Source organism: Nostoc sp. (assembly GCF_036917155.1).
In the GTDB taxonomy this organism is placed as follows: Bacteria; Cyanobacteriota; Cyanobacteriia; order Cyanobacteriales; family Nostocaceae; genus Nostoc.
This window is the reverse complement of record NZ_JBALDZ010000057.1, coordinates 22,497-33,121: the sequence shown is the minus strand read 5'-3', so window position 1 is coordinate 33,121 and position 10,625 is coordinate 22,497. Positions and strand designations below refer to the sequence as shown.

Annotated in this window: 8 protein-coding genes; 3 read left to right on the top strand and 5 right to left on the bottom strand. The window is 40.6% G+C overall.

The features are described from left to right. Window positions 1-378: 378 nt before the first annotated feature. The 3 genes from pyrR to V7K67_RS08530 all read right to left on the bottom strand — a co-directional run bounded on the left by pyrR (window position 379) and on the right by V7K67_RS08530 (window position 2,808). Window positions 379-915 carry a bifunctional pyr operon transcriptional regulator/uracil phosphoribosyltransferase PyrR gene (gene pyrR / locus V7K67_RS08540; protein ID WP_179068866.1) on the bottom strand — a complete coding sequence of 179 codons (537 nt, stop codon included), beginning with the start codon at window positions 913-915 and terminating at the stop codon, window positions 379-381. An 89-nt stretch (window positions 916-1,004) separates the two neighbouring features. Beyond that, on the bottom strand, window positions 1,005-1,976 hold the full coding sequence (cbiB, locus tag V7K67_RS08535) for an adenosylcobinamide-phosphate synthase CbiB (protein WP_334731443.1): 972 nt from the start codon (window positions 1,974-1,976) through the stop codon (window positions 1,005-1,007). 391 nt (window positions 1,977-2,367) lie between these two features. Further along, window positions 2,368-2,808, bottom strand: a complete 441-nt coding sequence (locus V7K67_RS08530; protein WP_179068864.1) for an Rrf2 family transcriptional regulator — start codon at window positions 2,806-2,808, stop codon at window positions 2,368-2,370. 456 nt (window positions 2,809-3,264) lie between these two features. On the opposite strand from V7K67_RS08530, the gene V7K67_RS08525 reads away from it, so the two are divergent. Next, window positions 3,265-3,678: an AbrB family transcriptional regulator gene (locus V7K67_RS08525; RefSeq protein ID WP_334707709.1), complete on the top strand. Its 414-nt coding sequence runs from the start codon at window positions 3,265-3,267 to the stop codon at window positions 3,676-3,678. 149 nt (window positions 3,679-3,827) lie between these two features. Here the strand turns inward: V7K67_RS08525 and V7K67_RS08520 are convergent, their stop codons facing one another. Continuing rightward, a complete protein-coding gene (locus tag V7K67_RS08520) occupies window positions 3,828-5,732 on the bottom strand; it encodes a chloride channel protein (protein ID WP_334731444.1) in 1,905 nt (634 codons plus the stop codon). Window positions 5,733-6,182: 450 nt separating this feature from the next. On the opposite strand from V7K67_RS08520, the gene V7K67_RS08515 reads away from it, so the two are divergent. Further along, complete coding sequence (locus tag V7K67_RS08515) at window positions 6,183-6,569, top strand: hypothetical protein (RefSeq protein WP_334731445.1); 387 nt, start codon at window positions 6,183-6,185, stop codon at window positions 6,567-6,569. Between the two features lie 338 nt (window positions 6,570-6,907). Here V7K67_RS08515 and V7K67_RS08510 read toward each other — a convergent pair whose 3' ends face one another. Then, a complete protein-coding gene (locus V7K67_RS08510; protein WP_335166025.1) occupies window positions 6,908-8,527 on the bottom strand; it encodes an ArnT family glycosyltransferase in 1,620 nt (539 codons plus the stop codon). Between the two features lie 778 nt (window positions 8,528-9,305). Here V7K67_RS08510 and V7K67_RS08505 point away from each other — a divergent pair. Further along, window positions 9,306-10,382 (top strand): hypothetical protein, encoded by a 1,077-nt coding sequence (locus V7K67_RS08505; protein WP_335166024.1) that lies wholly within the window; start codon window positions 9,306-9,308, stop codon window positions 10,380-10,382. Window positions 10,383-10,625 lie beyond the last annotated feature (243 nt).

The window sequence follows — 10,625 nt, the reverse complement described above, 5'->3', positions numbered from 1 at the left end:
ATATTAATCACCCAATGATTTATGTATTTATACATTAAAAACATGTATTTATTATTACTAAGCTTTGTGTTACAAAATGAAGTGCGGAATGTGGGGTACAATACCCCGGTTGTACCAATCTTCATAGTCGTCGGGTTTGATTCACAGTGTAGCGATCGCCGTTAAGTTTTTGAGCAGAGAACTCGAAACCCAAACCAGAAGGGCTATACCCGGATTTCTCACCAATGCTCAAAGCCTATGCTTGTGCAGGGGAGCAGGGGAGCAGAGGAGAGTTCAATGTGCCAAGTTCAATCCCCTCTGCCCCTCTGCCCCTCTGCCCCTCTGCATTTCAAACTTGTGAGAAATGCGGGTATAGTTCCGCCTCCCAACTCCTAATGCCTAATGACTAATCAACTCCACTGCATCTCGTCCATCGAAATTTTGTAAATAAACTTTGACAATTTCTTCTTTAGCAGTAGGCAACTTCTTGCCAATAAAATCTGGGTGAATTGGTAATTCTCGATGACCCCTATCTACTAATACAGCTAAACGAATCACCTCTGGTCTACCGTAATCGTTAACTGCGTTCAAAGCAGCGCGAATCGTCCGTCCTTTGAAAATCACATCATCCACGAGTACAACTGTTTTGCCTGTAAGGTCAAAGGGAATTTCGCTTTTCGTTGGAGTCCGCAATCCAATTTTGTCGAGGTCATCTCGATAAAATGTAATATCCAAAGCGCCGACTGACACGGCTACACCTTCCAGTGTCTCAATCTGACGTGCCAGCAATTCAGCTAGTAACACACCTCTGGTATAAATACCAATAAGCACTAATTGAGACAAATCACGCGTCCTTTCGATAATTTGAGAAGCAAGGCGAGTCAAGGTACGACGGATTTCTTCAGATGAGAGAATTTCAACTACTTTGGCAGACATAGCGAGTCATCAGTTAGGAGTGATAAGTTAAGAGTTAGGAGTTTTTATTCTTAACTCCTAACTCCTAACTCCTAACTTTATATTTATCATTACCGATTTGGGAGCATTAAGAATATAGCGATCGCTATCCCCAACCATAGCAAAAAACAATATCGAGTTAGCTGTAAAGCATTCTGAATAGAAGTTGTAGTAATGGGATAAATAGCATCTCCTAGCAATGGTTTGTACTTAGCTACCCCACGATACCAATTTGTACCCCCCATCTGCACACCCAAAAAAGCAGCATAGGCGCATTCACTCCAGCCAGAATTGGGACTAGGATCGTTAACTGCATCCCGACGACAAATTCGCCAAAGGTACATCGGTTTACCCGATAACAGTGCCAGAGTCACAACTGTTAACCGACAAGGTAGCCAAGTTAAACAATCTTCTAACCGCGCACAGAACCATCCCAAATAAGTATAGGGTGCTTCTCGGTAGCCTACCATTGAATCAAGGGTACTGCTAGCTTTGTATGCTAAAGCCAAGGGAGTTGGCCCGACAACTGGTATAAAGACACCAACAATTGCATAAAAAAGTGGAGCCATGACCCCATCAGTGGCATTTTCTGCAACCGTTTCTAAAACAGCTCGCGAAATTTCTGCTTGTGAAAGGTTTTGCGTATCTCTACCAACATAATTACTTAAAATCTTCCGAGCCTTCTCCAAATCTCCTGTTGTTAAAGGTTGTAAAACAGCCTCCGCTGCTACTTGCAAACTTTTGCCAGCAAAACAACTAGCCAAAAGAATGCTATTTACTGCAATTCCCAACAGTGGATGAACCAATCGGGCAATTTTAATCATCAAAAAGCCAACAAGCCCACTACCAATTATCAAGATAATGCCTAGTACAATTCCAGCTAGGCGTTGTGTTAGAGAATTTTGACACAATTGGAGAGAAAATTTGCTCAGGCGAGAGATTACCCACCCCATAACTTGCACTGGATGAGGCCAATCCCAAGGATCCCCAACTAAGTAATCTAAAAATGCAGCAATTATTAAGATATAGATATTATTAGTCATAAGTCACAAGTCTTGGATCAACCAATTTTGGATTTTGGATTTTGGATTTTGGATTGACCCCGACCACGTTAACGTAGCGTTACGAAGTCTGGGTACTTGGCTCTGATAGTACAGCGTAAAGCCTTCTCTTTCAGAGACGCTAACGCGAACGGCATCGCTTCTCTTCTCCTTCTCCTGTCGGAGACGCTGCGCGAACGGAGACGCTAACGCGAACGAGAGGCTGCGCCAACGCTTAGAGCAAGTCATTGAGCATCGGATTTGAAATTGAGGATTTTTGATTTGTTCGGCCTACGAAAGCGTTGCGAAACGGATTAACGGGCAGGGTATCAACCAAAAAATCTAAAATCTAAAATCTAAAATTCGTAGTCAATATTTGGCTACTGACTCTTGACTAAACCACAAAACTAGCCTCTTCTCCAAGGGAAGCTTGCCAACTACGAGCATCGTAATAAAGGTCTGCCAGAGTAATACTGTACAAAGCTTCTTTGAGCTTTTGGTTGAGTCTCTGCCAAAGGCTAAATGTTACCCAATCTTCAGTTTGTGTCGGTGCTGGGGTGTGATGGGGTAAATGGCTAGTCTCACCAACTGCTTCTAAAATTTGTCCTATAGATATTTGTGCAGGCTCTCTTGCCAATTGGTATCCGCCAATGCTACCACGAATTGATTTGACTAAAGATGCACGACGCATTTCTATTAGTAGTTTTTCAAGATAAGGAGCTGGGATATCTTGGCGTTTGGCGATCGCTCTCACAGATGCAGGGCCATATCTTGGCTGTAAACTTAAATCTAGCAACGCCTTCACACTATAGTGTCCTCTGGTAGTTAGTTTCATTTTGGTAAGCTTTGTTGTTTATCCTTTGTAAATAACCAATAATCATTGAGCAATGACTAATACTTCTCTATGAGAGGCTGCGTCAACGGCAACGCTCAGTAAAAGTTACAAATGACCAATGATTAATGACTAAGGATCAGTTTTGCTTATCATTCTGTGACTCAGTTATCATCCTCAGCAACTAGACAACCTTTTGAGCGTTAGTTTAGAAAACTTAAAACTTATATAGTCTAGCAGTAATTCACAAACTATATATATAGTTATCAGCATTGGCAGCATTCTCTAAAATAGATTGTCTTGGCAATATTTGGTAATAGCATAACAATTGTGCATCTGAGTGTAATATACTTGGCTAGGTTGAGATAAAAAACTAAAGGATTATGTTCCTATTAGCTCAACCTCAGCTAAAATAAAATCGATTCAAACACTTCAAACATTCATTTTCGACCTAAGTTGATGCCTAAACTGAAAAAAATTGAACCCCTACTCGGTGAAGAACTGCTCAAAAAAGTCAAAGAGCTAGAAAACGAGAGCAAGGAAGATAAAGCCAAGAAGTGCGGCTACTATACCATTACCAAAAACGGTATAGAGCGCGTCAATATGATGAAGTTCTTAAATGCCCTAATTGATGCTGAAGGCATTCAGTTGGACAGTACACCCAGCGCTAATGGGCGTGGTGGACGTAGTGCTAGCTATAGAATTAGTGTGCAATCGAATGGTAACTTACTTATAGGTTCAGCTTATACAAAACAGATGAATCTTAAACCAGGAGATGAATTTCTGATCACTTTAGGCAAAAAGCACATTCGTCTGAGACAGGTAGATCCAGAAGATCGGGAAGATGATGAAGCCATAGAAGCCACAGCTTAATAAATTGTCATTAGTCAATACTCCGTTGTCATTTGTCCTTTGTCCAAAGTCCAATTGTGAAAAACAATGACTATAAACAGTCATTAGTCAAGTGCCATTTGTCCTTTGTGAAAAATAATGACCAATGACCAATGACTAATGACCAATGACTAATGACTAATAGCTATATCTGTGGTAGGTAAGACTGGTAAATAGTGGCGAAGTGCCTTGCGCGTAACTGCTAAATTACAGGTTAATGCAATTTGCTCTTTTTCTAGTAAACCCAAAATGAGATCGGGTTTGTCTCGTGCTATCACTGGTAATTGATGCAAACCTCGAAGACTCATTCGGTCTAAAGCTTCAGATAATAATTCATCTTGCCAGGCATAGAGAATTTCAGTAGTACAAATGTCTATGAGGGTTTGACTGGATAAATTATCTGGAATTTCAGTTAGCGAATTTGGGTATGTTTGCCAAAGATCGAGGGCACGGTTAATATCTTCCAGAGAGAGTATACCAACTAATTGCTCTGCTTCATCAATTACTAAAGCACTGCGGACGCGATCGCGTGTCATTTCCACAGCTGCATCTAATACCCCAAGAGTTGCAGATAACTTTTTTGGACAGGGGTACATAGCATCTTCTACCAAAATTTGCTGCACGATTTCTGCTTGTTCATCTTTCAATTCCGAAAGACCAATTTGTTGTAAGTTAGAGTTAGAGTTAAAAGTTGGTTTCATCCTTTCCACTAGCCAAACACTCAAGCCCACAGCTGCCATCAATGGTAAAACGATGCGATAGTCGCGGGTTAATTCAAATAGCATTAAAATAGCCGTTAATGGCGCTCTAACACTAGCAGCTAATACTGCTGCCATTCCCACCATTGCGTAAGCTGGGGGAGCCGCCATTTGATCGCAAATTGCCGGGAATGCTACAGCCAAAATTTTGGCGTAAGCCGATCCAAAAGAAGCACCTAAAAACATTGCTGGTGCAAATAAACCGCCGACGAAACCACTACCTGTACTAATTGCAGTCATCAGTAGCTTCACCACCAATAGTACCACCAACAGATAGAGTGGAAACTCTACATCCTGAAGCATTGCTTCTACAGTTTCATAACCGACACCCAGAATTTGCGGAAATTTCAAAGCAACTGCGCCAATGATCACACCGCCAATAATTGGATGAATCGGCTCAGGAATTCGTCCCAAAAAAGCAAAACCTGGAACCTTCCCAGCAAAGCAGGCTTTTGCTCCCCGAATTGATTGAGTATAAGCCAGAGAAACTAGACTAGCCCCTAAACCCAAGCCAAGGTACAGAGGTAATTCTAAGGGGCTGCGAACTTGGTAAACAGGTAAATCAAAAGCAGGTTGTGTCCCCAAACCGATTTGGGCAATCAATGCTGCTACCACCGCCGCTAGTAGCACCACACTTACCGCAGAAGTAGCAAAAGATGTAGCTCCCATCACCACCTCTAAGGCAAAAAATACTCCAGCGATGGGAGCATTAAATCCTGCTGCAAGTCCAGCCGCCGCACCAGCACCTAATAGCAAACGCTGTCGTTCTTGAGATACTTTGAGAATCACAGAGAACAACATCCCAAAATTGGCCCCAATTTCGACACTCGGTCCCTCTGGCCCCAAAGAAGCACCACTCCCCAAAGAAACAGATGCAGCCAGCATTTTTGTAACTGGTCGTAGTGGTCGCCTAATCTCTGTTCCCTGAGAGGCGGCAATCAGAGATGAAAGTCCAGGGCCAAAGTCTTGAGTGCGCCAACGCATCAAACCAACAATTAATCCGCCAAGGGTGGGAACGCAGGCTAAAGTCCAAGAACCCCAGACACCAATTTGACCCATTAAATTTTCTAGCATCAGCTGGTGAATCAGCTGGATTAAATAGTGAAAGGTGACTACACCCATACCAGTGCCACCGCCAATCAGCATGGCTAAAAATAGCACGACGGTTTCTGGAGATGGTTGAAAACGATTAATTAGGTGAGCTAAAGGAGTGGAAGGTGTAGGAAAGGCAGGTTGTTCCGTTACCTTCCTCAGTTGAGTGGCAGGCAAGAGAGTCATTGAGAGGCGGGGTAAATGTAAGAAAAAATTTAAATTTTTATCTGTTACTTCTCATTGTGAGCCATTATTTAGCAACCGGACAAGTAGACTTGATTGGCTTGATTTACAAAGCTTTAGCTAAAAATGTCATTGTGCAAAATTTTTGTGGTGAGAATGGTTAAATGGGAGACAATTATTATTTGAGGGTCAGCGATGCTCAGTTTGGGCAACGCCAACACTATTCTTTCTAGAGACAAGAAAGTTTCTGTCGGTTGGGTGGACTCAGCTGTAAACATTAACTAGGAGTCATCCTTGCTTAAATCTAGCTATACTCGTGTTGCGACCATTGAGCCATCCTTGGTAGTAATAGAATGTATGTATGCTTTATGCCTGATTTCAGACCATACATTGATCCCAAGTCAGTATAGCTATTGTTATAGAGCGAGTAAATGGACTAGGCGGACGAGGTAAATGAATATACACACTTTTGATAATCATTATGTTACTTGCCCAATTTGCCAAAGAAATGCTACGCCCAAACCAATTAAAACCCGCATGGGCTTGTTTTGCTGTCCCTATTGCCAGGAACGACTAGTAGTTTGCCAAAGTGGTCATTATGTCCGCGATCCGTTTACTTGGAGACAAATGATGATTTCTTCGGCGCTACGTCGGCAAAGCCGACCTTTAGCGAGGATTATCAGAGATTTTGTCCTGCTCAAGCGCCCGATGGTGGCACTGGCTGTAGGAAGTGCGATTTTCTTTGGTGCGATCGCTCTTACCCAAGAAAGGATAAGTTACGATCGCCAAATACTTCCCACAACAGAGAAAGTTAATGAACCAGGAAGCAAATCTCAGTAAATGGATTAATTTGGTATAAATCAAATTCTACTTTGATTTTTGTAATATTATAACTAAATACTCCGATAAAACCGTGTCTTGTTCGCCCCAAATAGGACACGGTTTTACTTACGTCTACTTAAAGGATATCCAACACATAAATTATCCAATCTTGTGGGGTGGGCGAGACTGGTAGGGGATTGGGGAGATGGGGGAGATGAGGGAGATGAGGGAGATGAGGGAGATGAGGGAGATGAGGGAGATGAGGGAGCAGGGGAAAACTCTTTCCCTTCTGCACCCTGTCCCTCTGCCTCTTTTCAATCCCCAATCCCCAATCCCCAATCCCCAATCTCCAACATCTACAATCTATCAGTATCTTTTGTAACTAGCTTCCAACCTTCAGCTTGATCAATTAGCTTCATTGACTCTAGTTCAAGATTGTTGAAAGCAGATGTATGAAGTAGAAAGTAGGGTTGTCCGTTGTAATGCCAATAATATTCCAATTCACCAACAGAAGCGGGAATGATGGTGCGATCGCTATAGTAATCCAACGAGGGACGATGGTAGGGAAAAGATGTGTAAATCTTTTTCGTAGCTGGATTTGCTCGCACAATCATAGCGGCGACTGGTTTCACTGGATAAGCTTCAGATAATTCCCAAACCCAGTAGTTAGATTTCATTAACAGTAGTAGTGAAACATAACTCCCCCAGAACAAAATTTTCAGAAATTGCCCGTCGCCTCGTTCTGCCAAAATAGCTGCTAAAGTCATAGTTACAGCTACCGCAGCAAAAATCAGTTGTAAGTCTGTTGTGGGTGTTGTACCCGAACTAAAATAAATACTACCAGCAGAAGCGACTACAGCAAGTATTGCCAAACCAGCAACCCAAGCACGGGGATAGGATGAGAGTAAAGGCGAGTTTTCTGTATCTGATAACTGGATACCAAAAGCTAAGGCTAAACTAGGGTAAATCGGGAATAGATACCAGGGAACTTTGGTAATCATGAAGGAAATTACCAGCAGATAAACACCACTCCACGCCATTACTAGTTTTGCCCAACTCAGATTGCGATTTTCCCAGGTTAAGCGGATAGTTTGTGGTAAGAATAATAACCACGGCCATGTATACTTAAGAAGCTCAATCACATAGTACCAAGGTGGTTCAGGATTTCCTTCGACAAATGAGCCAACTCGGCCTATTGATGGGTTTGCAAGGCCAACTTGGGCGAAAGTGTAACCATAATGAATTAGTTGGGCACCATACCAACCAGCTACAGGTAGAATGCCAATTAAGATTGCGATCCAGAGATAGTAACAGGTGAGCAGTCGTGGCGTATCCCAAAACAGAAAGATGATTGCGATCGCACCTAGTAATATGCCTAGCAATCCTTGAGTCAGGCAAATCAACCCGAAACTAACACCAACACCAAGACAATAACGTAAATCCCGGCGCGATCGCAACACGCACAACATCATCACCATCAAAAAACTTACCATTGCTCCATCTAACATTGCTAACCGCCCATGACGCACCACAGGTAGCATTGTTAGGTAAATCAAAGCGCTATAAATCGCTGCCCAACGCTGACGAAATATCTCTCGAGCAATGCAATACAGTAAAGGTACAGATGTCGCTGTTAAAATTGCTCCAGGTAGACGGGTTGTCCACTCATTTTCACCTCCTAGAGAATAAGCCCAAGCAATTAACAAATGCATCAAAGGCGGCTTGTTATGATATGGTTCGCCTCCTAGCGTTGGGTAAAGCCAGCGCATTGAACCTGCTGGTGCGTGCCAAATTTCATGAGCAACCTGAGCCACAGTACCTTCATCCCAATCTCGCAGCGGCAATCCTCCTAGATTGATGCTAAACAGTAATACTGCTGCCAACAGCAACACTATTAGCCATACCCAATCAATCCATTTGCCAACCGTGCGATGCTGTTTTTCCAGATGACTCCAAATAAAGCTTCCTTCTTGCATATTCTCTGGTAATCATTTTACTTGCTGGTTTGATTACATAGAGACATCTAGCGAATCTCCAATGTTGCCACCCAGTAACAACGTATGTTCTTAACAATTGCTAGTTTCCAAGATTAACTCAACTTTTTATAATTAGCCCTATTTTTTAAAAAATTTATCTTAGTTATATTAGAGAACATTTTGGCAGATAAATGATAAAAATAATACAGACAATAAATTATTTATAACCTGTTTAGTAGTCCGTAGATAAACTTGTATTCTATTTTTAATTTTACCCTGAGTTTAATTTTTATCTACTTAGTTATAAGTTGGTTAACTTCCGAAAACCAAACAATAATTGTTACAAGCTTCAATAACGTCCTGATGAGATAATAATCTTCAGAAGAAGATATAAGCATGTATAGTAATATTATTTTATATCCGAACATCGAGAGGCTCAGATCCCCGATTTTTTGCGGAAGTCGGGGATCTTTTTGGTTGTAACTAATTGAAAATTTATATAGTTACTAAAACACAGATTTATTAATATTCAAAAAAAATTGAGTATGCTTATCAAAGTAAGCAAATGCAAATATTTCAGTATTTTAAATTTAATTAAGCGAATATTTAATTTTAACGTCTGTGTTATACAATTCGCTGAAAGTACTTAAATTACAAAAATAAGCAGCTATAGAATTATGGGAGCCTATCCATGAACTTACCTGTAGTTATAGATATTACTCTAGGTTTAGTTTTTATTTACTTGATTTTGAGCTTACTAGCTTCTGAAATACAGGAATTGATTGCCACATTTTTACAATGGAGAGCTAAACATTTAAAAAATTCAATTGAATTACTTTTAGCAGGTGGTAGCGAAACTGAAGAATCCGATTTTACTAAGGCAAGAAATTTAGTAGAGATTCTCTATAACGATCCTTTAATTAATACCTTGAATCAACAGGCTAAGAGAAAAGTAGAACAGCTGCGGGAAAATGCTAAAAATACTGACAAAAAAGGACTAGAAGAAAAACAAAGTGGCCCCTCCTATCTTCCTTCTGAAACATTTGCAATTACTTTGTTAGATACCTTAAAGATTCCCCAGTTAATTAATAATTATGCGAAAAATCCTAATGAAGAATCTAAAAATAGTTTGCAGATGATATTAGCATCTTACAAACAACTTAAGGAAGGCATTAATAATCTAGAAAGTGAAAGTTACAAAATAATTAAAAAAGTTTATGGAGATATTGACGAAGATTTTAAAAAATTTGTTAATGAAGAATTGTCTGATGATGTACCTGATAATTTAATCAAGAGTCTTGCTGCGATCGCTCAACGTAGTAGGATAAAAATTGGCGATCTGACAGAAGAAATGAATCAGTTTAAAAATGAAGTCGAGACATGGTTTGATCGCTCTATGGATCGAGCCAGTGGTGTTTATAAGCGTAATGCCAAAGGAGTTGCTATTTTAATTGGAATATCAATTGCCATATTAACCAATACTGATACATTTCATCTTGTTAAAAGACTCTCACAGGATTCGGTTATCCGCTCTACGATTGCTCAAAGTGCAACTCAAAGAATCGATTATATCAAAGACTCAGAGGGCAGGAAGGAAATTGAAAACTTATTAGTAAATGCTTCTATACCCATTGGATGGCAAAATATCAATCAACAGTTTGAGCCGAATAGTGGAAACGTTTTATTAATCAGAATTTGGCAGGTTTTTAGATTAATTTGTGGTTGGATAGTCAGTGGTTTAGCTATTGCAATGGGTGCGCCTTTTTGGTTTGATATCCTCAATAAAGTTATCAATGTGCGGAATGCAGGGCCAAAACCTGCTGCATATACCAAGGATCAACCGTCTCAGAAATAGTGTTTTATAACAGTGTGTCAATTTAGAGCCAAGGCAATATATAGGACTCCGATTTGATTTCTGAAAATATACTGAGACTGAAAAGCCTGTTTTATAAGGGTTTTATCTGAAATCTTGTTCAAAAATCAGATATGAGTCCTATATAATTCGCTGCTATACAAATAAAGTCTGCATTTCCTGGGGAATGCTACGCGAAGGTGGACTAAGGGAAAATCAAGGGTTTGTCTGTATAGATGCGGTTTC